Source organism: Sessilibacter corallicola (assembly GCF_021290925.1).
GTDB lineage: Bacteria > Pseudomonadota > Gammaproteobacteria > Pseudomonadales > Cellvibrionaceae > Sessilibacter > Sessilibacter corallicola.
This window is the reverse complement of the sequence record NZ_JAJSLX010000002.1, coordinates 1,557,918-1,579,637: the sequence shown is the minus strand read 5'-3', so window position 1 is coordinate 1,579,637 and position 21,720 is coordinate 1,557,918. Positions and strand designations below refer to the sequence as shown.

The following is a 21,720-nucleotide window of genomic DNA, read 5'->3' as shown; positions in this document are numbered from 1 at the left end:
CTTTTTAATTAAAATAATTAAATAAGCACGCCAACAAACAGAAATAACAACAATAAGTTCAATAAAAAATGTTTTTCGCGACAAAGTGATTACTTTACAACCAATAAAAATAAGGAAAAATTTTACACTATAGAACCATTCATATGCCATTACACGGGTTTTCATTAAAAATGTTTCTTTCACTTACTCACTGATTCGGTAAAATCCAGGCCCAATAATTAAGAGCACTTAATGTCCATAAAAATTTTGGCATGCATCTTTTAAAAATAATTAAGCCTCGTAAATTTCTTTTTCGCTAAGCATAAAAACAAGGACTTTCACATTGTTGCGCCTACGAAATATTCTCAACGACATCTCCCGAACACACAATCATGCAGGTATTCACCAAATTACCCGAGGCATTGAAAAAGAGAGTTTACGAATCACACCCAATGGCAAATTGGCAACCACACCTCACCCATCGCTTTTTGGGTCACCACTAACACACCCAAATATCACCACGGATTACTGTGAGTCGATGGTTGAATTTATTACGGAACCCAATACCGATCCCGTAAAAGTATTAACGCAGTTAGAAGAATTGCATATATTCAGCACACACAATTTACCTACTGAGCAGTTATGGCCGGTCAGTATGCCTTGCGAATTGGTGCCCGATGCGCATATTCCCGCGGCAAAATACGGATCATCAAATATCGGTAAACTTAAATCGATTTATCGAGTTGGCCTTGGTAATCGTTACGGTCGCTTTTTAACAATTGCCGGATTGCATTATAACTTCTCGGTTTCTGATGAACTGTGGCAATTTTTATATAAAGATGCGAATAGCCAGTTATCATTCAAAGATTTCAAAACCGATGGTTACTTAAAACTCATTAGGAATTTTTTACGCAATTATTGGTTATTGTTGTATTTGTTTGGCGCGTCACCTTGCACGTCGAAAAACTTTCTTGACGGAAAACAACACGACTTACAAGATTTAGAGGGCTGTGAAAACACACTGTATTCTCCACACGCTACGTCTTTAAGAATGAGTGACTTAGGGTTTAAAAGTAACGCGCAAGACAATTTGTTAATGACTTATAATTGTTTAGAAAACTACATTCGCACGCTATGCTCTGCAATAACCCAACCACACAGTCGTTATACAAATAATGGCCTTAAAAATTCAGACGGCCATTACCAGCAGCTCAACCAAAATTTATTACAAATTGAAAATGAATTTTACAGTGTCGTCCGACCAAAGCGGACCACCCAAAAAGGTGAAAATGGCTTGTCTGCGCTTGCCGAGCGAGGCATTGAATACGTAGAAATCCGATGTCTCGACTTAAATCCATTTACCCCAAACGGAATAACTCATCAGCAAATTCAGTTTTTAGATACCTTCTTGTTGTATTGCCTATTAACTGACAGCCCCGCTTTAACTCAGCAAGATATACAAGACATCAGAAAAAACCAGCAAATTGTCGCCTACAACGGCCGCGATAAAAATCTAGAACTGATAAAAAATGGGCAATATACGCCTTTGCAGTCTTGGTCGAATTCTCTGTTCAACGACTTACAATTAACAGCCCAACTACTGGATGATGCCGAGCACAATAAAACTGCATCAAAGACCAAAAACACAACCTATTCGCACAGCGTAGAAAAAGAATACGAAAAAATAAAAGATCCAACACTCACGCCATCGGCAGAAATTCTATCGACATTAAAACAACAAAAATTGGAATTTTCAGAATTTTCGATGAATCTATCCAATCAATACAAGTTTTATTTTGAGGCAAAAAAATTGAATAACGCGTGCTTATACAAAAGCACTGTTGAACAATCTGTTCAACAGCAACAATACGCAGAATCGAAAGTGGAAATTAATTTTGAAGATTATTTGAGGGAGTACTACTTACGCTATACCCAATTATTGGATTCTAATCGCAACCTTCAATAACTCATACAACCGCTCTTACAAGAGCGCATACAACAAATACTGTTAATTTAGCTATGAATGAGACAGAACAAGGCAAAACAACAGTTACAGTTTGATCAAACCGTGTTTGTATTTATAAATCGCTTTTTCTTCTTCGTAATTTAAATTACGTCTCGAAATCGCCAAGCAAGCCAAAATATTTAAAAACGGAAGTAACACGGTGTGGATCGTAACGCCGTCTAGGCTAAACCAAACTAAGACAATCACTCCGCAGATTAAGCTAGGTACAAACCGGTAAACCAGCTTAATGGGACGCCCCAACAGTTTGATTAATATTCCAGAAACAAGCCCAGGCAGTACAAAGACATACAGAGGAACAATTCCTGGAGCCAGCGATAACGCGACTAACATCGCAACAGTACCAAACAGAGCAGATAACAGCGCAAGAATAATACTCTGTTCTTTCAGCAATTTAATCACCAACGACTGATACTCATCGACTTCTAAATTGCTCTCTGGTGATTTATACACGTCATTCATAAATTTCAGCCTAAATTATAACCACACCGTAGTAAAATACTGCCCGTTGCAATTAGTGCTGATTATTCAATGAGAATCTCACCCAGCTTACTGTTTATTGATGCATTTTTATTGCGCTTTGAAATTAACCTTTTGTGCCAGAAATGTACGCGGAGGTTAAAGCATTTTTCGGCGACTGAAACAAACATTGGCTGTCGCCAAATTCGATCATTTTACCGGCGTTATTTTCCGTCCAGAAAAACGCAGTAAAATCAGAAATACGCTTTGCTTGCGCTAGGTTATGAGTAACGATCACAACCGTATAATCTTCCCGCAATCTCATGATTAAATCTTCAACAACACCAGACGAGATCGGATCTAACGCACTGCAAGGCTCATCCATAAGCAGTATCTCTGGCTCTAAAATTAACGCTCTGGCAATGCAGAGTCGCTGTTGTTGACCGCCAGAAAGCGCCAATGCCGGGGTATTTAGGCGAGTTTTAACCTCTTCCCACAAGCCCACATCTTGCAATGCTTTTTCGATTTTTTCTTGTCTCAGGGCACGAGATTTAACACCGTGCTCTTTTAACGGTAAATCTAAGTTGCGAAAAATAGACAGTGGAAATGGGTTCGGCTTTTGAAAAATCATGCCGATTCTGCGACGCAAGGTAAGAAAATCGATGGAGTCTTTAACGAGGTTTTCGCCATCAAAAAAGATATCACCATCGACTCGAACATCAGAATTTAAGCTTGAGAGTTGATTGAGTGTGGTTAGAAAACTGGTTTTCCCACAGCCTGAAGGTCCAATTAACGCCGTGATTTTGCCGCGACGCAAAGGCAGAGAAATACCGCCAACGGCCAATTTTTCTCCGTAATAAATGGATAAATCGCGAATATCCATATGCAATGATGTCGGCGAAATTGCAACGTCATTATCAATAACAGAATCGATTACTTCAGCAACAGTCATTATGAATACTCACTTCGTCTAAACCAAGAGTCCAACAAACTCTGAGCCAAGGCGTTCAAAACAATAATTAAGACAATTAAAATAAGCGCAGATCCATACGCTGCTTGATCACCGCCGGTTACATTCATGGTTAAATCGTAAATATGAACCGCCAACACCCGCGCAGAATCAAACATGGATTCTGGCATCCGATCCACGTAACCGCTGGTGAAAATAAGCGCAGCGGTTTCAGCCGTGGCACGCCCAATGGAAAGCACAAGGCCCGCAATAATGGCCGGTTTTGCTGCTGGCAATAAAATTTTCCACACCACCACCGAGCGGCGCATACCCAAGGCGATTCCGCCTAAGCGCCAATCGGAATTTACCGCACGAATACCCGACTCACAGGTTCGAATAAACACCGGTAAAATCATGCACGCCAGTGTTAAACCGCCCGATAAAATCGAATAACCCAAGCCGAGATAAATACAGAAAAAGGCGTTGCCAAACAGTCCGTAAACAATGGACGGAACACCTGCCAACACATCCAGTGCCGTACCAATGTGCACCGCACCGGTATTACTTCGAGAAAATTCCGCTAACCAGATTGCAGTCGCTATGCCAAGGGGTAACGCAATGACCAATGCAATCAGCAATACCCACAGCGTCGACACAAGAATCGGCGCAATTCCACCGCCGCGGCCAGCGTCTTCGGGTTCTGAAACAATAAAGTCCCACGACACCAGAGAGTAACCTTTGAGAACAACATCACTGATGATCCAAACAAACGCGGCAACGACAATAAGCGAGATGCAATAAATGCTGAAGCTAAATATTCGATCAGACACGGGCAAACACTCTCGACTTTTCGTTTAGATACGACGCCAGATAAGCCAAGAGCCAAACAATGAGCGTTAACAACAAACCGGATGCGTACAAGCTGGCGCGATGATCACCGAGCGCGTACGCCATTTCTAACGCAATGTTAGAGGTTAACGCACGCACAGGAGCAAATAAGCTATCGGGCATCTGAACAACATTGCCCGCGACCATTAATACCACCATGGTTTCGCCAATGGCTCGGGCAGTAGACAACAACACACCGCTGATAATTCCACTGCGTGCAGACGGAATAGCAACGGCAATGATCATGGTTTTTTGGGTAAAGCCTAATGCGTGTGCACCGGCAAGTGTATTGCGATTGACTCCGGACAAGGCCGCAGCGCTGGTCAGTGCGACCGTTGGCAGGATCATTAACGAGAGTACGATGGCACCGGCTAAGACACTGGTTCCAGGTGCTTTTATCGCAGCAATTAAGGGAACCAGCTCGGTTAACCCCCACAGCCCAAACACCACCGAGGGTATGCCAGCCAAAAGATTCAGCAATGAGCGAAACGCTTTTTTCGGTAAACCACGGGCATAGAATTCAAGATAGATTGCGCAAGCCAGGCCAATCGGTAACGCGATGAGCACCGCCCCCAAGGTCAGTGCCAGCGAGGCAACAATCATGGGCGTCATTGCGTACAGGCCCTCAAGGGGGTACCAACCTTCATCTAAAAAGAAGCGTTGCCACTGGCCAGAAGCAATTAACGTCCACGATTCAGAAATCAAAAACCATAAAATCAAACACAGCAGCGCCGCACACAAAAAGGACAGCACGCTGAGTACAACAGACACCACAACATCAAGCTTGCTGCCCAATTGAGTGTATGACGCTTTAGAAAGCAAAATAGAAATCCTACCCGATTCGAAAACTTCGTTATGGTGCTACAAAAAACTGATTTTCAATTAAATCGGAAACAGCATCTGACTGAACGAATTTTATAAAATCTGCGGTTACACCGTTAAGTTCGCCCTTGGTCACCAAATTAAGAGGACGCGATAACGGATAATCGCCACTGGCGACACCAACAACCGATGCTTGTTCACCGTCCATAGGCAACAATTTAATGGCAGTGCCTCGATTGTGTTCGAATTCCGCGGTACCAATCGATACATAACCAATTGCGCCGGGATTACCAGAAACGGTTTTGATTCCCTGCTGGTTATCACCAATCACCACTTGAGGTTTAATTTGACTGTTTTTTAGTTTAAAAAAGTGCAGGAAAAGCTCTAGGGTTGAGCGCCCTTCTGCCTTATTGACTACAGTGATTTCAACATCATCACCGCCTACCTGACGCCAATTTTTGATGTTACCGGTGTAAATATCAACAATTTGATCGCGAGTTAATTGAGTTACGGTATTGGATGAATGAACGATAATACCGATTCCGTCGAGCGCGATAACATGGGGTGTTAAATCTTTTTCGGAGTCTTTCAGACCTCTCGATACCATACCGATATCAGAAAGACCAACACGAGCATCGTTGATGCCACGGGACGATCCTCCAGTTTGCACGTTTATTCGAACATCGGGATGATTTTTTTCATAGCGCTTTGCCATTTCTAACGCCAAAGGAGCTACTGTGCTGGATCCGGTTAAAGTTAAACGTTCGCCGGCAATTGAAATATTACTGAAAACAGATAAGCCTATACTTACGGTAAGTGTTAGGCTTTTGGTTAAAAATTTACGGGATGCTTGAGACAATAGGTTTCGAAACGACACTCTCATCAATACTACTCACGGAATAAAACGGTAAAGGCTATTCATTTAATCAACCTAAAATTATCCGTGTTATTGAACCTCACTTTCAAGTAATAATTTTTTTTGTGACATATTGTTTAAATATGCCTAAATGAATATTCGAAATTGGCAATCTATTCTTGATGCGTCTGTCCCAGAATAAAAAGCCAAACATTCATTTATTAATATATTTAAAATATTAAATTACACAAACCTCTGATCTAGATTTTATCGATTTTTTTAAGTTCTCCAGCATTACTCAAACAGAATCGCTGTAAATCACTGGCGAGAAATAACCTACCCTCATACACATTTAACGCTTCACGCTCTAGCTCATCTATGGATTTTGCATTACCCGCACCAATTTGGTACCTCGAACTAAAATGGGTCAAGATTAAATTGGGCAGTTGGCTCTTGTGTGCAAATTTAGCCACCTGTTCAGCATAACTGTGACCATACATTTTTGCTTTCTCAGCAAACTCTTTGGAATAAGTAGCTTCGTGAATTAATAATTGACAATCTGCAATGTCGTTTTTAAGTAAATCGGGATTGTCGTTATCACCACAAATAATTATTTTTCGACCAGCACTTGCGGGTTTTATAAAATCTTCAGCCTTGACGGTACGACCGTTAAAAATCACGTCTTCGCCCGATTGCAGTTTTCCCCACAAAGGTCCGCGTGGAATGCCGGCAGCATTTAATTTTTCTTGGTCAATATTGTTGGCTTTTTTAATTTCGGTAAAAACATACGCGTAAGATGGAACTCGATGCGACAATTCTGTGATAGAAACGGTTAACTCGCCAACACAAACTTCGCCTAAATCTTCAGAGTGATAAAACACAATGTCATACGGCAAATGCAAATCGGTGAATTGTTGCGTTGCTAAAAACCATTCCTTTATTTTTTCCGGTGCGACAATAATTAAGGGCTCGGTTCGACCACCAATGCCCACACTCGCCAGCAACCCCGGAAGCCCGTAACAGTGGTCGCCATGAATGTGAGAAATAAAAATTGCCGCTAATTTTTGTGGCGACAACGATGTTTTCAAAACTTGGTGCTGTGTCGCTTCTCCGCAATCCACCAAGCACCATTCACTGCTATTGCTTTTTACGACTGCCGTTGCCGATACGTTCCTAGAATTTGTTGGAACACCAGAAGATGTGCCTAAAAATTGTATTTCCATGATCTAAAAGCTCCTAAACTGCCCTGCCTGTGCATCAATAATGTTCATTTTATAGTGCAGAAAACCTCAAATAGTATCAGGCGTACAGCTTGTTCAACCAGTAACCACGCTCACCTTTATTTTATTCCATTGTATTGTCACCTTTTTTCATCTCACGCATCTACTTAGACAGCAAGCGTTATAACTGAGCGCTAAATCCCAGATAAGAGAACTGAAACGAGGGAACCGAGATGACAAAACTAGACTTAAAAAATACCGCCTTAGGAAGAAGACAATTTCTAGAAACCGGTGGGAAAATTGGACTGTCCGGTGCGGCTATTGCTCTGCTGAGCGGCGTGAATACAGCATGTGCTGAAACACCGGCAACCAACCTTCAACTGGAAACCGACGTTCGCATTTTAAATACCGCACTTTCAGCCGAACACGAAGCTGTCGCCGCCTACCAGGTGGGTGCCGAAAGTGGTTTATTAACGCCCGGTGTATTAAAAGTTGCTGTTAAGTTTCAAGGTCACCACAAGGAACACATCGATTTATTAGCAAGCACTGTTAAAAAACTCGGCGGCAAACCAACAGACGCAAAACAACAGTACAATTTTCCGGTGCACCAACTCAACAATGAGCGGGATGTACTCACCTTTGCCGCAGGATTAGAACGCGGCGCAGTCAGTGCCTATGTCGGGGCCATTCCATTGTTTGATAACGGCGATTTAGCAAAAGCCGCAGCCAGTATTTTGGCAGACGAAGCCATGCACTGGGCTATTCTTCGACAAGCTCTGGGATTAGACCCGGTTCCGGGCGCGTTTTTCTCGTAATGCTAGACGGACACTTCTAAACGGATACTTTATGATCACTCGATACCTAGCGATCACTTTAGTAGCCTTGGTGAACAGCACTATCGCTGGCGAAAACAAGGACGTTTCCGTCGGTGAGCAACTGTACGTTCAGTGCACTGGCTGCCATTCACCGAGCTACCACAGAACAGGGCCAAAACATTGCAATATTGTCGGAAAACAAGCGGCAACGGCAAAAGGATTTGACTATACCGAGGCCTTAAAAAATTCAGGAATTATTTGGAATTTCGATTCTTTGGATTTATTTTTAAAGAACCCCATAAAAATGGTGCCCGGAACCAGTATGGGTTTTATTGGTATGAACCAAAAACAGCAACGGCATGAGTTAATACGGTTTCTACAAACTCTAGATAACAACAACCCACGGTGCCAGTGAGCCTAACTCAATGATTAAACAATCGTTAGTTTCAACCATCAATAAACTGAGACCCAATAGCACTCTGGTCAGCGATGAGCAATTAATTATTCAAACTCAAGCTGGCGAAAAAAATGCGTTTGAACACATTATGCGGCGCTACAACCAACGACTTTTCCGTATAGCACGCAGTATTTTAAAAGACGACACAGAAGCCCTAGACATTGTTCAAGAAACTTACGTCAAAGCCTATTTTCAGCTCGATCAATATCGTGGTCCGACGGGGTTTGGCAGTTGGTTGTCGAGAATCGCAACCAATGAGGCTTTAGGTCGTCTGCGCAGTTCCAAATACATCACCTACGATTTCGATGACCCAGAGTATGAATTTGATATGGAGTCTTGCGAACCCGAACCTTTAAATTATCTCGCCAATCAACAATTGCGCGAACTACTCGAAAACGCAATCGATCAATTACCGCTTCACTACCGCAGTGTATACGTTCTTCGCGCCATTCAAAAATTAAGTACCTCAGAAACGGCAATTACCTTAGACATTAGCGAAGATACGGTAAAAAAACGATTTTCTAGAGCCCGAAAAAATTTGCAGAAAATTTTTGAATCGCATTTGCAATCTGCCGAATTATCGGTATTTGAATTTGCCGGTGAGCGGTGTGATTTGATTGTGAAAAATGTGCTAGAAAAACTGCATAAAAAATTAAGCTAGAAAAAGGCGCTCAATGGCAGTATTGAGCGCAAGCGATCTAGCGAACCTGGCCGAAATTACTTCTCGTATTTATAAGCAACCACTTTGTTTGCCATCAAATACGGAACAACAATCAAGTCTTGTCCTTCAACCAAGAAAAAGTCAGCCGCAGAAGGCGCTAATTTTTCACTGGATTTAATCGAACCTTTATCGTCCAAAGTCAACAATTCACCTTTCATAAAGTCGGTAGCTAACCAGCCGCCGTCGATTGGGTGCAATCCATCAAGATTCATCCAAGCGTCGTTGCCCTTCTCACGCAAGTTTTCAATTTTGCCGGTTTTTAGGCTGATTTTTTTGAGAAGACCACTGGTGTCGGTGGTGAAATCCGCACCTGGATTAAGGCCCCAAGAAGCAACGTACAAGTGATTTCCTTTTACAACTAAGCCGTTTGGTGATTCAAGCTCTTTGCCACTTAACCAAACTTTTAACTCATTATCTTCGAGTTTATAGATTTTGTTTCCAGCCCAATCGGATACGTAAAGCGTGCCTTTTTTATCGAACGCTAAGCCATTTAATACCACGGCTTCTGGCGCTGGGAATCGCGCGGTAATTTTGCCTTCTTCAACATTAATAACAACAAGTTCTTTGGTGTCGGCTGCATATAAGTAATCACCTTTTAAAGCCAAGCCTTTTGGTGAACTTAAACCAGACACCCATTCCAAAGTGTGAGCTTTGCCATTGCTATCAATCAGGCCGATGCTACCATTGTTGTCTACGGCAAGTGGGCCCTGGTTAATATTAGAAACGTAGTATTGACTGCGTTGCTCATCGTAAACCACTGATTCCGGCATTTTGAAACCGTCGATCTGCCAAACCGGTTTAAGATCAGCCAGTGCCGAACTGGCAGCCAATAACGCGCCGAATAAGAAAGGAAGTTTCATAATTTGTACCCGTGTTCTTGTGAATTGATACAGCCTATGTAACACTACGATGAACTATTTCACTAGCTCATATTGAAAAGGTACAAATTTTTAACCCTAATGTCTAATTTAGGGTTAACGATATGACCCACGCAGGAGCATCGCATGCAGGAAGTCGCCCACTTTGAAATTACCCTCGCCTTAAAGCAGGCTTTTAAAGCTCGCGGTGTTACCTACAAAGATGTTGCTGAACGCATTGGGGTGTCAGAGCAAACCATTAAACGTCTCTTTCGAGAAAAAGACTGTTCGTTAAGTCGGCTCAATGAATTATGCGACGCTATTAATATCTCTGTCTACGACTTACTTGATATTTCACGCCAACACAACGAAGCCGCAACCAAGCTAACCGACCAACAAGAAGAATTTTTGCGAGACAACCCGTCTCATTTTTCTTTCCTGTTTTTTCTGACAGCGCAATACAGCTTGGAAACCATCAAAAGTCGATACGAACTCAGTGAAGTTACCACCTTCCGCTATTTGCGCGATTTGGATAAACAAGGGTTTATTGAATTGTCGGCAAACAATCAGTTTCGATTGTTAATTGAAGGCAGAATTTTAATGCAGTTGGATGGCCCACTCGGTGAAGTGGTTCGACAGCGCAATCATTTTTTCCTTGAATACGTGTGCGATCACGACGGCGAAACCGGATCGACGTTTTCAAGTTCCTTTCGCTTAATGTCAACCGATACGCTCAATGCCTTACACACGGACTTTGCCAAGCTCGATAAAAAATACCGCAAAGCCTCTTACCAAGATGCGTCTCTCCTTCCGAAAGAAAAATTACATCCAGTAAAGTGGGTATCAATGGTGGCCCCGTTTGAAATTTGTGGCCAGTGGCCGCTGGATAAAAACATTGAATAATGTCTGGACATCGCCCAGCCATAGTTTCTTGTCATACCACTCTGCCATAGCAACGAAGAGCATTACCGAAAAACGTTTAGCAGTTAAATTGATTTAATGACAGTTAATTGATTCAGTGGCTGTTAACAGGTCCGAGAATCGCCGCTGTAATTCGTTGCGCAATGGGCGAAACCACAAAAGAAATAATTCCCGCAGCCGGCCATGCTAATAAAAAAGCAAACAACCACTTGCTCACAAAACCCGAGCCAACACCAATATTGATGTAAGTAATCCATAATGTCATAAAGAATGACAACATACCTGACATAAGCACAGTAAAAAGTATTCTATGTTTCATAAGTTGAATCGATTGATTAATAAATAGTAGTCAGGCAACAGGGTATTTAAGGTTTTTTTCCCTTGCTTAGAAAGCGATAAATGTTTAACTCGACCGTCACAATCATCTGCTTTTACGAGAAGTAGTTCATCATCCAGCAGCTTATTGATGGTTCTGCTCAACACCGGTTTAGATACGTCAATTCTATCAGCAATTTCAGCCGACGTTAGAGAAGTACGCTCCAGTTCTCGATCAATCACGATAAGAATAAGAAATTTTAATTGCGATAAACCGTACTGAGCAAAATAGTCTTCCAACTCACGCAACAATAAACTCGCATTTCTCAACGTGATCAGCGTCTTCTCAACATTATCGACATCGAGTTCCTTAAATTGGCGACTGTAATTCTCAATCATCGCCCTGGCAGGTAACTCTTTCAAAAAAAACATAGGCGGATGTTTATCCCAATAATTTTAGCTTTGTAATTTCAACCGGTTTTTCAAGCCAAGCTTCATAAGCCTCAAACACCGGTTTAATGTAAGGCTTGGCGTAGTGTTCATCCAGCGCTTCTTGGCTCGTGAATTGCTCGTACAAACACAGTTGATTTTCTTCCTGGTTTTCGTGCAACCAAAAAGTAATGCAGCCTTCCTCTGCTCGTGTGACTTCGAGTATATCAACAATGGCTTGCTTTGCCGTTTGATAAAATTCTTGTTTGGGGGTGATAAAAGCAACTAGGCACAACATAAACACTCTCCTCTCTTTAATTTAGTTATCATGGTAACTAAATTGCTGAACGCCATCAATGGATAGTTTCTGAGCGAAACTAAATCGTCATACGATTGAGCACGAAAAGAGAAAGAGAAAAAAGAACAAGACATAAAGACAAACAAACGGCTGCAAGCTTAAAAGCAACCGCTTGTTTATCAATAAGATTCGCTAGTTAGCGTACAGATTTGGGCGCGTGAGGAATTTTTTGGTTGCCGTCGTGGTCGTGCTGGAGAATGATTTTAGCTCCAGAAACCGCAGCTAATGCATCAATCATTTTCATGCTCGCTCGGGTTTGCTTAACGTCGTAATTGAAACCAGGCACACGAGAAAAATGATAGTTAGAGGCAAAATGCCATAAATCGCCCGATAAAATAACCGGACCAGACTCTAAATTAACGTACAACACTTGGTGCCCCGGTGTGTGGCCCGGTGCTGGAATAATAACCACAGACCCGTCACCGAATACGTCGTGGTGACCATTGAGCTTAACCACTTTACTTTGATCAAGCTTTGCGTAAGTGGCTTTGCGGAAATTAAATTTGGGAGCGTCTTCACCAAAGGCGGCGTTGTATTCGGCTTCTTGAATAAACCAGTTGGCGTTGGTAAACGCATTTGCGTTACCGGTATGGTCAGCGTGCATGTGCGACATTGCCAAGTACTCAACAGAAGCCGGTGATATACCGTTTTCTTTTAGCAAGGCCGGGAATGGTTTGTCTAAAAACAAATTGATTTTACCACCGGCAATCGACAATCCGTTTTCAAGCTTAGCAACTGGTGCCGGAATCCCGGTATCCCAAACCATGAGCTTGTCTCCATGGCGAATCAAGTAACAACTCGCCACCATTTTATGGGCAACACCAACATCAACACCCGGAGACCAGTGAGAGCGATCGGGTGCTTCCACGCGGCCGCATTCAAACACTGTAAGGCTATCAACTTTTGCGCCTTTACCTAAACCAGATGCTACACCATCCAACACCTTACTGTTTACCGCCGCATCCACCGTTAATAACTCGGTGTTTTCGACAGCCAATGCCGCGGCACTGACCGCAGAAAGCATTGAAAAACCGGCCGCTTTTAGCAACTTTCGAGCACGTTTCATTTGAATGTTCACTTTCACAGGTCTCTTATTATGAGTCTTCATCGGGTTTTTAAATGAAATATTTTAAAAATATAAGAATGAGTTTTTTTAAACTTTTTGGAATATTTAAATTATTCGTTCAAAATTATAACACCCATTCTGCATAACCCTCTATAGTATTTATCACAAGTTACTCATTCTAAATACTCTCAAAATACCTTCGTTGATCAGCGTTATTTTTCCCTCTTGGTGCCAATTGCCCAATCAAGCCTGTGCGAAAAATCCGATAAGCCGTTGATACGTTTTCAAAGTTGCTGCGTATAGCCCTCATTTGACTGAGCTTTTGGCCTGTTATGAAGATCGATAAAAATTACCGTACCGTGCGCTTGATTTTGGGCGATCAACTCAACAGTCAACACTCTTGGTTCAATTCCATTGATGAAACCGTCTTGTACGTTATTGCCGAACTCAAACAGGAAGCGACGTACGTAAAACACCATATTCAAAAGCTGTGTGCTTTTTTTTCAGCAATGGAAAGCTTTGCGCAAGAGCTAACCCACAAAGGACACCAGGTATTACATCTAACCCTCGACGAAACCGAGCATTTTTCGTCCATTATCGAGCTGCTAGCCACTATCACTGCCAGTGCCAATGCTGATGTATTGGAATACCAACAACCGGACGAATATCGCCTGCTCACTCAGTTGCGAAAATTGTTACCGCAAGCATTAGGTGAGACTCAGATAAACGAAACCAACAGCGAGCACTTTTTAATTCCCCTCGAAAAGATTCGCACCTACGTTAAACCACAACAGCATAACCGCATGGAATCTTTTTATCGAAAAATGCGCAAGCGTTTCGATATCCTTATGGACAGCGAAAGCCCAGAAGGCGGGCAATGGAATTACGATTCACAAAACAGAGAAAAAATAAAAACCAAAGATTTAGCGCATATTCCGCAACCGATGATGTTTGGCACTGCCGTTGATGCGTATTTTCAGCGAATTAAAGCCCATAACATACCCTATTTTGGCGAGTACGACGCCTATCTCTTATGGCCGGTAACACGAACACAATCGTTGCAATTGCTCGACTATTTTTGTGAATATTGCTTGCCGAACTTCGGCCGTTTCCAAGATGCCATGATTGGAGATCACCCATTTCAGTGGTCACTTTATCACTCTCGGTTATCATTTTCGTTGAATACCAAACAAATTCACCCGATGGAAGTTATCACAGCGGCAATACAGGCATACCACAGCGCACCAACGGTGATTACCTTGCCGCAAGTAGAAGGATTTGTTCGACAAATTCTGGGGTGGAGAGAATACATTCGCTGTGTGTATTGGATCAATATGCCTGAATACCCAAACACCAATGAATTATCGGCACACAATAAACTGCCCAAATACTTTTGGGATGGCAGCACGAAAATGGCCTGTATGAAACAAGCCATTGGCCAATCACTAAAATACGCCTACGCACATCACATACAACGGCTTATGGTGACCGGTAATTTTTGCCTACTTACCGGTATTAGCCCAGAGGAAGTCAACGCCTGGTATTTGGGCATTTACATTGATGCGATTGAATGGGTAGAAATGCCCAACACCCATGGCATGAGTTTATTCGCCGATGGCGGTTATGTTGCGACCAAACCCTATTCTGCCAGCGGCAATTACATCAATAAAATGAGCGATTACTGCAAACACTGTTTTTACGACATCAAACAAAAAACTTCGGAAAATTCCTGTCCGTTTAACAGCTTGTACTGGAATTTTATGCATAAGCATCAAACACGGCTCGCAAACAACCCAAGAAATATAATGATATATCGTAACTGGAATAAACTCGGCGCAGAAACGCAACAAGCCACGTTAGCACGCGCACAATGGTGCATCGATAATTTAAGTTCTCTGTAAAACCAAGATTAAAGAGACTATTCGATAAAAGCTATTGACAGAGGCACTCGACAGGAGCTATCGACGATGAATGATCAAAACATCAATGATGCAAACCAAAATAAGCCAAACCCATCGGCTACCAAAGCCTATGGGAAAAGTATCTATCTGTTTACTAACGACTTACGCATTGATGATAATCTTGCGTTACAGCAAGCCTGTGAAGCATCCGAACAACTGCTGTGTGTTTATATTGTTGCCCCACAAGCTTTTACTGAAAATACCTATGGTTTGAAGCCAATTGGTGAGCACCGCTGGCAATTTCTCTATCAATCACTTATGGATTTAAACCGATCACTCGAACAGCTCGGCCAACACTTGGTTATTTATTACGACCACCCGTTAGAAGTTATCGCCAAATTAACGACACAACATGCTATTGATGCGATCTTTCGCAGCCAGCAAATCGGTGTTCACGAAAATCAATTCTGGAAATCGCTAAAGCAACGGCATTCATCGCTATCATTTATTGAAGCACCAACCTACACAATTTTTTCTCAAACGAATTTACCTATTGATTTAGGCGACTTTCCTGTTAGTTTTTCCAAATTTAGAAAAAAAGTTGAAAGCACAAGCTACATCGACAACCTACAGAAAACACCAAAAATAAAAGCGATGCCACGGGCTTTTGCAAGTACCTTGAATGAGTTAACAGAGCATCCTTCTATTTCCGCCATTAATGCTAGCAAAAATTACTACCCCGTTACCGGTGGAGAAACCGAAGGGTTAAAACACCTTAAAAACTATTTCAGCACATCTCAGCCAACCACGTATAAAGAGGTTAGAAATGAATTAGACGGCTGGGAAAATTCAACAAAGTTTTCTTTATGGTTGGCCCAAGGTTGTGTGTCGGTTAACACAATACTGACCGAACTCCAAAATTTTGAAGCTCACGTAAAAGCCAACGAATCAACCTATTGGATTGCCTTTGAATTATTGTGGCGAGAATATTTCCAATGGTTAGCAATGTCAGCAAAAACGCGCCTTTTTCAAAGCTCTGGTATAAAACAAACTCAAATCACATCGCATTTTTCGCCAACGGCATTCCAATCTTGGTGTGAAGGCAATACCGCAGAACCTTTAGTGAACGCCTTAATGCATCAACTTAACGCAACGGGATTTATGTCGAATCGAGGAAGACAGTTGGTGGCCAGTTATTTTGTCAATGAATTAAATTTGGATTGGCGATACGGCGCGGCGTATTTTGAACAACAACTCATCGACTATGATGTCGCTTCAAACTGGGGAAATTGGCAATATTTAGCCGGAGTAGGAACAGACCCAAGAGGTAAACGGCATTTTAATATTCAAAAACAACAAGCGTTGTACGATCCCGCGCAGCGATTTATTCGGCGCTGGTTAAATCAAAACTCTTTAACAATAGCTATATGATCTTTAAGGAATTAAATCAATGAAAGTTGCGGTAATCGGGGCTGGAATTGCTGGATTAACTTTTTCCCAATTGTCCCAACAACAAGGCCATGACGTTATGGTCTTCGAAAAATCACGCGGACGTGGTGGCCGCTTAGCAGCAAAACGTTTGGATTGGGGAACCATTGATATTGGTGCACAATACTTCACAGCATACGACTCTAGATTCAAAAAGCAATTGGCAACATGGTTACAAGAAGGCGCCGCCGAACGCTGGGATTTCACCCCGTTTGTAACGACGGACGAAGGTGTCAGTCCAAGCCCAGATAACACCGAGCGCTATGTTGGCACCGCGCAAATGAACAGCATTGCCCATTCATTATCAACGGGCTTGAATATCCAAGTAAGTACGGAAATACAAGCCTTACACCACACATCCGAAAACAACCAGTGGCGCCTGCAAGATAAACACGACCACTTTTTGGATGAGTCTTTCGACGCAGTAATTGTGAGTGCACCGGCCGAACAAAGTGCCAAACTCCTATCTGGCACGGCCTTAAAAACTCGAATTCCACAACAAATCGACGAGCCCTGTTGGACGCTCGCTCTTGCCACTCGCGGAACAGTTAATGCCGATGTTCAAGGTGTTTTTGGTGACAATACCGTTGCCTGGTTATCTCGCTTGTCGGCTCGCCCTCAACGTGCTGCCAACCCAGAATACGACGATCTCTGGATGTTGCATTTTTCCGCCGATTGGTCACGCGATAAAGACAAGCACAGCGAAGACGCGATGGTTCAAATTGGCATAAACTGGCTGAACAGCAAACTCCAACAGCATACACACTCGCCACTGGAGTTAGTACACCACTATCGCCATTATTGGCGTTACGCCCGCTTAAAAAGCAATTACGAACAACCGAAAATACTCTTTGATAAGACATCCAACATTGCCGCAATTGGCGATTGGCTCGTCGGTGGCCGGGTTGAAGGCGCGTACTTATCCGCTTTGGATCTTGCCGAGCAGTGGTTTGATTAACCACCCAATCCGTTTATTGACCCTGCTGGCTGGTAATTTTACTTGAGCGACTGGTAAACACCCGATATACTGTATTTATAAACAGTATATCGGTAAAGTTTATGAAAACCCTGCATAAATTAGCAATATTAGCCGATGCAGCAAAATACGATGCATCCTGCGCAAGTAGCGGTTCTATCAAACGCGATTCTAAAAAAGGCAAAGGCATTGGCTCCACTTCCGGCGGCATGGGAATTTGTCACAGTTACACACCCGACGGCCGATGCGTTTCCCTTTTAAAAATACTGTTAACCAACTTCTGCATTTACGATTGCAGCTACTGCATTAACCGATCTTCTAGCGATGTACAAAGAGCGCGTTTTAGCGTCGAAGAAATTGTCAATTTAACCCTAGATTTTTACAAACGTAATTATATTGAGGGTTTGTTTTTAAGCTCCGGTATTATTCAATCTTCCGACTACACCATGGAGCAGCTCGTAAGTGTTGCTAAAACACTGCGTAAAACCCACGACTTTCGCGGCTATATTCATTTAAAAACCATTCCCGATGCCAGCCCAGAACTGCTTCAACAAGCCGGTTTATACGCAGATCGATTAAGCATCAATATAGAATTACCGTCCAAGAAATCTCTGAAACAATACGCACCAGAAAAAGACCCTTCGACCATTCATCAATCTATGACGCAACTTAAAGATCATATCGATGAATCCAAAGAAAGTAGAACTCAAAAAAAATCCGCCGTAACCGTTACTCGTCGATCGGGAGAAAAAAAGAAATCACTTGTGTACTCCCCTGCCGGTCAAAGCACGCAAATGATTGTTGGTGCCGATGAATCCTCAGACAAGAAAATTCTCACCTTATCCCATTACTTGTATAACAAATACAGCATGCGACGGGTGTATTACTCTGCGTTCAGCCCTATTCCCGACGCCAGCGCTGTTCTACCAATAAAATCGCCACCGCTTATGCGTGAACATCGTTTATACCAAGCCGATTGGTTACTGCGGTTTTACGGATTTAACGTCAATGAAATCAGCGAGAACAATTCCGCCAATGATGGCATGTTAGATCTAGAGATAGACCCAAAACTGGCCTGGGCCATCAATCACCGAGAATTTTTTCCCGTTAATATAAACACGGCAACCCGTGAAGATTTATTGCGGGTTCCGGGCATTGGAGCTATCGGCGCATCCAGAATCATTCAGTCACGAAATTTTCGTCGGTTACGATACCAAGACCTGAAAAAAATTGGCGTATCGGTCTCTAAAGTTTCTGCGTTTATTGAAACTCAAGACCACACCCCCAAACAACTGGATTCCCAGTATTTAAGACAGAGCTTTGTTAAACAAGAAAATCAACAATTATCATTATTTAATTAACGTGTCTTATGGTTAATATCCAAGTTGAAACCTACAAGCAATGGCGTACTCAAGCCAGGGAATTACTCTACCGACAAATTCCCCCCGAAGATGTTCACTGGCAAGTTGATCAACAAAGCAATCTGCTGTTTTCTGAGGACGATACTGATTTCTTAGAGTTACCCATCAAACAAAAAACTATTTCTATACCAAAGGCATTTTTAGAGCTGGCCAAACCCGTATGTCACCATAGAGACAACAGTCGTTGGGGCCTACTCTACAGCATTGCCTGGCGGCTTGTTTTCGAAGATAAACACTTACTCAATTTTGATATCGACCCACAGATCGCAAAAGCCATGTCGATGAGAAAATCCATTGGGCGCGACATCCACAAAATGGAAGCTTTTGTTCGTTTTCGCAAAACACCTTGCGCTTCAAGCCCTGAAAAAGACTATTTTATTGCCTGGTTTGAACCCGAACATTACATCGTACCGCTGGTGGTTTCATTTTTTACCCGGCGATTCAGCAATATGCATTGGTCTATTTTAACACCAGATCGGTGCCTGCATTGGGACACAAAACAAGCCTGGCAAACCGAGGGCGTGACAAGGCCCGAAGGACTGCACGACGAATTAGAAGAGTTGTGGAAAGCGTACTACAAGAACATTTTCAATCCCGCTCGCTTAAAATTAAAAGCCATGCAAAGCGAGATGCCGAAAAAATACTGGGTCAACTTACCAGAAGCACCGTTAATTGGTGAATTGACCCGCCAGTCTATGTTTCGAACCGAAAAAATGATGACTAATACATCGTCCGAAATTAACAACAGAAAATTAAAATTGAAATAAATTTATGCTTTAGATTTTTCCAGTTCGTCTATCGATAATCGAATGGCTTCGGCTTTTTCACTGATTTCAGAATAACGTTTGATATCGCCATTGCGCTGATATTTCATGCCTTCAAGCAATAACGCCTGATACTCTTTGTTCAATTGTTTAACAGGGTCTTTTTTGAATAGATTAAACATGATCGTAAACCACCCTTAGATTTTGCATTGTTGACAGACATAGCGTTTTTCATAGCGGCGAGCGGCCCACTTTTCATACAACCAATCAGCTATTTTCGACACGGGCCAAACTCGTAATAGTTTGAATAAAAAACCGTACGGTGTGTAAGACCAAATCGCAACGGTCGCATCCAAACCTTTTACCCAAACACCATCGGCGTTGCGTAAATGAAGTACCTTCAACAAAGATTCTTTGTCTAATTCGTTATCGCTTAAGGTATGAACATCGACAAATTCAATGTTTTGCCCGCAACGTTTTTTTAACCAATTAATTTCTTTGCTGCACAAAGGGCAGTTTCCGTCGAAATACAGTGAAGGTTTCACACAAGAGCCCTTTTGATGGGTTTATTTTTGGGTTTTACGTGCACAAGGCATGTTCAGTTCACATAAAAGCGTTCGAGTTTTCACGCGATAAAACCAGCAATTCAGGCAATTATTTTTGGCTTAAATTAATATCACCAACTTCGGTGTGTTTAGAAAGAGAAAGGATCATTTCAACAGATGAGATAATATCCGACAAAGGAATGGGAATTTGCTCAGAAAACAGACCTTTTTTAATATCGTCGAGCACTTCTTCGGTGGCAACATTGCCAGGATTAATCACCGTAAAGCCAATATTTTCCGGTTTTAATGCTTTTCTTAAGCTCTGAATAGCGCCGCGTAAGCCAAATTTACTGGCTGCATAAGCAACCTGATCGGATGCGATTTGATCGACACCAGAGAGCGCTCCCAAGTATATTGCTCTTGGGTTGTTCGACAATGATAGATTTTTGGCGATCTTCTTGGTTAGCTCAATAGGTGCAATTAAGTTAACCAACATAATGTTGTGCGTTTCTTCAGCCGTGGTTTTACGAAAATCAAAATCGTCACTAAAACCCTGCTCTTCCCAAATTCCACTTGAATAAATTAGCGCATCAATGGGTTGTTGCCCAACACTATCAATAATCGCTTGAATGCCATCGGACGTTGAGAGATCGGCCGACAACCATTGGCAGTGCTGCGCCTCAGTTCTGGAAACACCAATAACATGGTGTTCTTTAGAAAAATGATTCACTAATTCTGCTCCAATACCACGACTGGCACCAACAATTAAGATAGTTTTTTTCACCGCACTGATACTCCCATTCAAGTACTCCCATTCAAGTACTCCCATTCAGGTACTGCTGATTCAGAAATTTATTCTAATCAGAACAGTCATACCACAACAACCACGTTCATCACACAGTCGGATTTTCGTGATGTTAATCAGCACTCAAAGAATAAGGTATTCTCCGAAAAGGGCTTCAAACGAAGCCCTAAATTTAACGCTTTTTCTTGGTCTTACCTTGTACCGCTTTAAAACGAGGGTTTGATTTACAAATCACGTATATACGCCCCCTGCGTTTTACGATCTGGCAGTCAGGGTGACGAGATCGAGCGGTTTTAAGGGAGCTAAGCACTTGCATTATTTTGCACCGCCGCGCTTATAACGTTTATTGAACTTAGCCACACGACCGTCGTTTTGGCTAACGCGCTGTTTACCGGTGTAAAACGGGTGCGATTTGCTCGACACATCAATGGTCATATAGGGGTATGTCGTGCCTTGGTAATCAATGGTGCGATCGGTTTTTAACGTGGACCCAATAACAAAGTAGGAATCTGATGTTGTGTCATGAAATACAACATCACGATATTCAGGGTGGATATCTGGCTTCATAGAGCATCTCTCTTGATAGCTTAATTTCAACGAATGGTGTGATTATGAACAATATGTTACATCACATCACACAAAATGAGAATACATCTCATTAGCAACAATCTCAAGATGCAGTATC

General features: G+C 42.3%; 26 protein-coding genes. 10 read left to right on the top strand and 16 right to left on the bottom strand.

Annotated features, from left to right (window positions below; genetic code table 11):
- The first annotated feature begins 322 nt into the window (after window positions 1-322).
- Window positions 323-1,945 carry a glutamate--cysteine ligase gene (gene gshA / locus LU361_RS14120; RefSeq protein ID WP_233089479.1) on the top strand — a complete coding sequence of 541 codons (1,623 nt, stop codon included), beginning with the start codon at window positions 323-325 and terminating at the stop codon, window positions 1,943-1,945.
- An 84-nt stretch (window positions 1,946-2,029) separates the two neighbouring features.
- Here gshA and LU361_RS14115 read toward each other — a convergent pair whose 3' ends face one another.
- From LU361_RS14115 to LU361_RS14090, 6 genes are all read right to left on the bottom strand, one after another.
- A complete protein-coding gene (locus tag LU361_RS14115; RefSeq protein WP_233089478.1) occupies window positions 2,030-2,464 on the bottom strand; it encodes a hypothetical protein in 435 nt (144 codons plus the stop codon).
- 124 nt (window positions 2,465-2,588) lie between these two features.
- A complete protein-coding gene (locus LU361_RS14110) occupies window positions 2,589-3,413 on the bottom strand; it encodes a phosphate ABC transporter ATP-binding protein (protein WP_233089477.1) in 825 nt (274 codons plus the stop codon).
- Complete coding sequence (gene pstA, locus LU361_RS14105; RefSeq protein ID WP_233089476.1) at window positions 3,413-4,240, bottom strand: phosphate ABC transporter permease PstA; 828 nt, start codon at window positions 4,238-4,240, stop codon at window positions 3,413-3,415. The genes LU361_RS14110 and pstA overlap by 1 nt, the downstream gene beginning before the upstream one ends.
- Window positions 4,233-5,120, bottom strand: a complete 888-nt coding sequence (gene pstC / locus LU361_RS14100; RefSeq protein WP_233089475.1) for a phosphate ABC transporter permease subunit PstC — start codon at window positions 5,118-5,120, stop codon at window positions 4,233-4,235. Before pstC ends, pstA begins: the two co-directional genes overlap by 8 nt.
- A gap of 31 nt (window positions 5,121-5,151) precedes the next feature.
- On the bottom strand, window positions 5,152-5,979 hold the full coding sequence (locus LU361_RS14095; protein WP_434064671.1) for a phosphate ABC transporter substrate-binding protein: 828 nt from the start codon (window positions 5,977-5,979) through the stop codon (window positions 5,152-5,154).
- Window positions 5,980-6,236: 257 nt separating this feature from the next.
- Window positions 6,237-7,199: a ribonuclease Z gene (locus tag LU361_RS14090; RefSeq protein WP_233089473.1), complete on the bottom strand. Its 963-nt coding sequence runs from the start codon at window positions 7,197-7,199 to the stop codon at window positions 6,237-6,239.
- Window positions 7,200-7,429: 230 nt separating this feature from the next.
- Between LU361_RS14090 and LU361_RS14085 the strand changes: the two genes are divergently transcribed.
- From LU361_RS14085 to LU361_RS14075, 3 genes are read left to right on the top strand one after another with little or no spacing between them, the layout of a single operon-like run.
- Complete coding sequence (locus tag LU361_RS14085) at window positions 7,430-8,011, top strand: ferritin-like domain-containing protein (RefSeq protein WP_233089472.1); 582 nt, start codon at window positions 7,430-7,432, stop codon at window positions 8,009-8,011.
- A gap of 31 nt (window positions 8,012-8,042) precedes the next feature.
- A complete protein-coding gene (locus tag LU361_RS14080; RefSeq protein ID WP_233089471.1) occupies window positions 8,043-8,426 on the top strand; it encodes a c-type cytochrome in 384 nt (127 codons plus the stop codon).
- Window positions 8,427-8,436: 10 nt separating this feature from the next.
- Window positions 8,437-9,129: an RNA polymerase sigma factor gene (locus tag LU361_RS14075; RefSeq protein ID WP_233089470.1), complete on the top strand. Its 693-nt coding sequence runs from the start codon at window positions 8,437-8,439 to the stop codon at window positions 9,127-9,129.
- 56 nt (window positions 9,130-9,185) lie between these two features.
- On the opposite strand, the gene LU361_RS14070 is transcribed toward LU361_RS14075, so the two are convergent.
- Window positions 9,186-10,049 carry a YncE family protein gene (locus LU361_RS14070; RefSeq protein WP_233089469.1) on the bottom strand — a complete coding sequence of 288 codons (864 nt, stop codon included), beginning with the start codon at window positions 10,047-10,049 and terminating at the stop codon, window positions 9,186-9,188.
- A 144-nt stretch (window positions 10,050-10,193) separates the two neighbouring features.
- Between LU361_RS14070 and LU361_RS14065 the strand changes: the two genes are divergently transcribed.
- The gene (locus LU361_RS14065; protein ID WP_233089468.1) at window positions 10,194-10,949 is read left to right on the top strand and encodes a helix-turn-helix domain-containing protein; all 756 of its coding nucleotides are present in this window, start codon (window positions 10,194-10,196) and stop codon (window positions 10,947-10,949) included.
- Window positions 10,950-11,061: 112 nt separating this feature from the next.
- Here the strand turns inward: LU361_RS14065 and LU361_RS14060 are convergent, their stop codons facing one another.
- The 4 genes from LU361_RS14060 to LU361_RS14045 all read right to left on the bottom strand — a co-directional run bounded on the left by LU361_RS14060 (window position 11,062) and on the right by LU361_RS14045 (window position 13,135).
- The gene (locus LU361_RS14060; protein ID WP_353304455.1) at window positions 11,062-11,286 is read right to left on the bottom strand and encodes a DUF2798 domain-containing protein; all 225 of its coding nucleotides are present in this window, start codon (window positions 11,284-11,286) and stop codon (window positions 11,062-11,064) included.
- Window positions 11,283-11,714, bottom strand: coding sequence for a MarR family winged helix-turn-helix transcriptional regulator (locus tag LU361_RS14055; RefSeq protein ID WP_233089466.1), 432 nt, complete (start codon window positions 11,712-11,714; stop codon window positions 11,283-11,285). Before LU361_RS14055 ends, LU361_RS14060 begins: the two co-directional genes overlap by 4 nt.
- 10 nt (window positions 11,715-11,724) lie before the next feature.
- Window positions 11,725-12,009, bottom strand: a complete 285-nt coding sequence (locus LU361_RS14050) for a putative quinol monooxygenase (protein ID WP_233089465.1) — start codon at window positions 12,007-12,009, stop codon at window positions 11,725-11,727.
- A 196-nt stretch (window positions 12,010-12,205) separates the two neighbouring features.
- A complete protein-coding gene (locus tag LU361_RS14045; protein ID WP_233089464.1) occupies window positions 12,206-13,135 on the bottom strand; it encodes an N-acyl homoserine lactonase family protein in 930 nt (309 codons plus the stop codon).
- Window positions 13,136-13,467: 332 nt separating this feature from the next.
- Here LU361_RS14045 and LU361_RS14040 point away from each other — a divergent pair, with 332 nt between their 5' ends.
- The 5 genes from LU361_RS14040 to LU361_RS14020 all read left to right on the top strand — a co-directional run bounded on the left by LU361_RS14040 (window position 13,468) and on the right by LU361_RS14020 (window position 19,688).
- Complete coding sequence (locus LU361_RS14040; protein ID WP_233089463.1) at window positions 13,468-15,036, top strand: cryptochrome/photolyase family protein; 1,569 nt, start codon at window positions 13,468-13,470, stop codon at window positions 15,034-15,036.
- A gap of 66 nt (window positions 15,037-15,102) precedes the next feature.
- On the top strand, window positions 15,103-16,467 hold the full coding sequence (locus LU361_RS14035; protein WP_233089462.1) for a DASH family cryptochrome: 1,365 nt from the start codon (window positions 15,103-15,105) through the stop codon (window positions 16,465-16,467).
- A gap of 19 nt (window positions 16,468-16,486) precedes the next feature.
- Window positions 16,487-17,482, top strand: coding sequence for an NAD(P)/FAD-dependent oxidoreductase (locus tag LU361_RS14030; RefSeq protein WP_233089461.1), 996 nt, complete (start codon window positions 16,487-16,489; stop codon window positions 17,480-17,482).
- Between the two features lie 101 nt (window positions 17,483-17,583).
- Window positions 17,584-18,861, top strand: a complete 1,278-nt coding sequence (locus LU361_RS14025) for a putative DNA modification/repair radical SAM protein (protein ID WP_233089460.1) — start codon at window positions 17,584-17,586, stop codon at window positions 18,859-18,861.
- 8 nt (window positions 18,862-18,869) lie between these two features.
- A complete protein-coding gene (locus LU361_RS14020) occupies window positions 18,870-19,688 on the top strand; it encodes a TIGR03915 family putative DNA repair protein (RefSeq protein WP_233089459.1) in 819 nt (272 codons plus the stop codon).
- 2 nt (window positions 19,689-19,690) lie between these two features.
- Here LU361_RS14020 and LU361_RS14015 read toward each other — a convergent pair whose 3' ends face one another.
- The 5 genes from LU361_RS14015 to LU361_RS13995 all read right to left on the bottom strand — a co-directional run bounded on the left by LU361_RS14015 (window position 19,691) and on the right by LU361_RS13995 (window position 21,602).
- The gene (locus LU361_RS14015; protein ID WP_233089458.1) at window positions 19,691-19,867 is read right to left on the bottom strand and encodes a DUF6435 family protein; all 177 of its coding nucleotides are present in this window, start codon (window positions 19,865-19,867) and stop codon (window positions 19,691-19,693) included.
- 15 nt (window positions 19,868-19,882) lie between these two features.
- Window positions 19,883-20,230, bottom strand: coding sequence for a thiol-disulfide oxidoreductase DCC family protein (locus tag LU361_RS14010; RefSeq protein WP_233089457.1), 348 nt, complete (start codon window positions 20,228-20,230; stop codon window positions 19,883-19,885).
- A 109-nt stretch (window positions 20,231-20,339) separates the two neighbouring features.
- Window positions 20,340-21,059, bottom strand: coding sequence for an SDR family NAD(P)-dependent oxidoreductase (locus LU361_RS14005; RefSeq protein ID WP_233089456.1), 720 nt, complete (start codon window positions 21,057-21,059; stop codon window positions 20,340-20,342).
- Window positions 21,060-21,207: 148 nt separating this feature from the next.
- Window positions 21,208-21,351, bottom strand: coding sequence for a type B 50S ribosomal protein L36 (gene ykgO, locus LU361_RS14000; RefSeq protein WP_233089455.1), 144 nt, complete (start codon window positions 21,349-21,351; stop codon window positions 21,208-21,210).
- Window positions 21,351-21,602, bottom strand: a complete 252-nt coding sequence (locus tag LU361_RS13995; protein ID WP_233089454.1) for a type B 50S ribosomal protein L31 — start codon at window positions 21,600-21,602, stop codon at window positions 21,351-21,353. The genes ykgO and LU361_RS13995 overlap by 1 nt, the downstream gene beginning before the upstream one ends.
- Between the last annotated feature and the right edge of the window lie 118 nt (window positions 21,603-21,720).

What these genes read in the sequence shown, in the direction of transcription:
- LU361_RS14015 (WP_233089458.1), bottom strand. Translation starts at nt 19,867, where the DNA reads ATGTTTAATCTATTCAAAAAAGACCCTGTTAAACAATTGAACAAAGAG.
- LU361_RS14030 (WP_233089461.1), top strand. Translation starts at nt 16,487, where the DNA reads ATGAAAGTTGCGGTAATCGGGGCTGGAATTGCTGGATTAACTTTTTCC.
- LU361_RS14045 (WP_233089464.1), bottom strand. Translation starts at nt 13,135, where the DNA reads ATGAAACGTGCTCGAAAGTTGCTAAAAGCGGCCGGTTTTTCAATGCTT.
- LU361_RS14025 (WP_233089460.1), top strand. Translation starts at nt 17,584, where the DNA reads ATGAAAACCCTGCATAAATTAGCAATATTAGCCGATGCAGCAAAATAC.
- LU361_RS14005 (WP_233089456.1), bottom strand. Translation starts at nt 21,059, where the DNA reads ATGGGAGTACTTGAATGGGAGTACTTGAATGGGAGTATCAGTGCGGTG.
- LU361_RS14035 (WP_233089462.1), top strand. Translation starts at nt 15,103, where the DNA reads ATGAATGATCAAAACATCAATGATGCAAACCAAAATAAGCCAAACCCA.
- LU361_RS14020 (WP_233089459.1), top strand. Translation starts at nt 18,870, where the DNA reads ATGGTTAATATCCAAGTTGAAACCTACAAGCAATGGCGTACTCAAGCC.
- LU361_RS14065 (WP_233089468.1), top strand. Translation starts at nt 10,194, where the DNA reads ATGCAGGAAGTCGCCCACTTTGAAATTACCCTCGCCTTAAAGCAGGCT.
- LU361_RS14050 (WP_233089465.1), bottom strand. Translation starts at nt 12,009, where the DNA reads ATGTTGTGCCTAGTTGCTTTTATCACCCCCAAACAAGAATTTTATCAA.
- LU361_RS14070 (WP_233089469.1), bottom strand. Translation starts at nt 10,049, where the DNA reads ATGAAACTTCCTTTCTTATTCGGCGCGTTATTGGCTGCCAGTTCGGCA.
- LU361_RS14115 (WP_233089478.1), bottom strand. Translation starts at nt 2,464, where the DNA reads ATGAATGACGTGTATAAATCACCAGAGAGCAATTTAGAAGTCGATGAG.
- LU361_RS14055 (WP_233089466.1), bottom strand. Translation starts at nt 11,714, where the DNA reads ATGTTTTTTTTGAAAGAGTTACCTGCCAGGGCGATGATTGAGAATTAC.
- LU361_RS13995 (WP_233089454.1), bottom strand. Translation starts at nt 21,602, where the DNA reads ATGAAGCCAGATATCCACCCTGAATATCGTGATGTTGTATTTCATGAC.
- LU361_RS14040 (WP_233089463.1), top strand. Translation starts at nt 13,468, where the DNA reads ATGAAGATCGATAAAAATTACCGTACCGTGCGCTTGATTTTGGGCGAT.
- LU361_RS14060 (WP_353304455.1), bottom strand. Translation starts at nt 11,286, where the DNA reads ATGAAACATAGAATACTTTTTACTGTGCTTATGTCAGGTATGTTGTCA.
- LU361_RS14075 (WP_233089470.1), top strand. Translation starts at nt 8,437, where the DNA reads ATGATTAAACAATCGTTAGTTTCAACCATCAATAAACTGAGACCCAAT.
- ykgO (WP_233089455.1), bottom strand. Translation starts at nt 21,351, where the DNA reads ATGCAAGTGCTTAGCTCCCTTAAAACCGCTCGATCTCGTCACCCTGAC.
- LU361_RS14085 (WP_233089472.1), top strand. Translation starts at nt 7,430, where the DNA reads ATGACAAAACTAGACTTAAAAAATACCGCCTTAGGAAGAAGACAATTT.
- LU361_RS14090 (WP_233089473.1), bottom strand. Translation starts at nt 7,199, where the DNA reads ATGGAAATACAATTTTTAGGCACATCTTCTGGTGTTCCAACAAATTCT.
- LU361_RS14110 (WP_233089477.1), bottom strand. Translation starts at nt 3,413, where the DNA reads ATGACTGTTGCTGAAGTAATCGATTCTGTTATTGATAATGACGTTGCA.
- LU361_RS14080 (WP_233089471.1), top strand. Translation starts at nt 8,043, where the DNA reads ATGATCACTCGATACCTAGCGATCACTTTAGTAGCCTTGGTGAACAGC.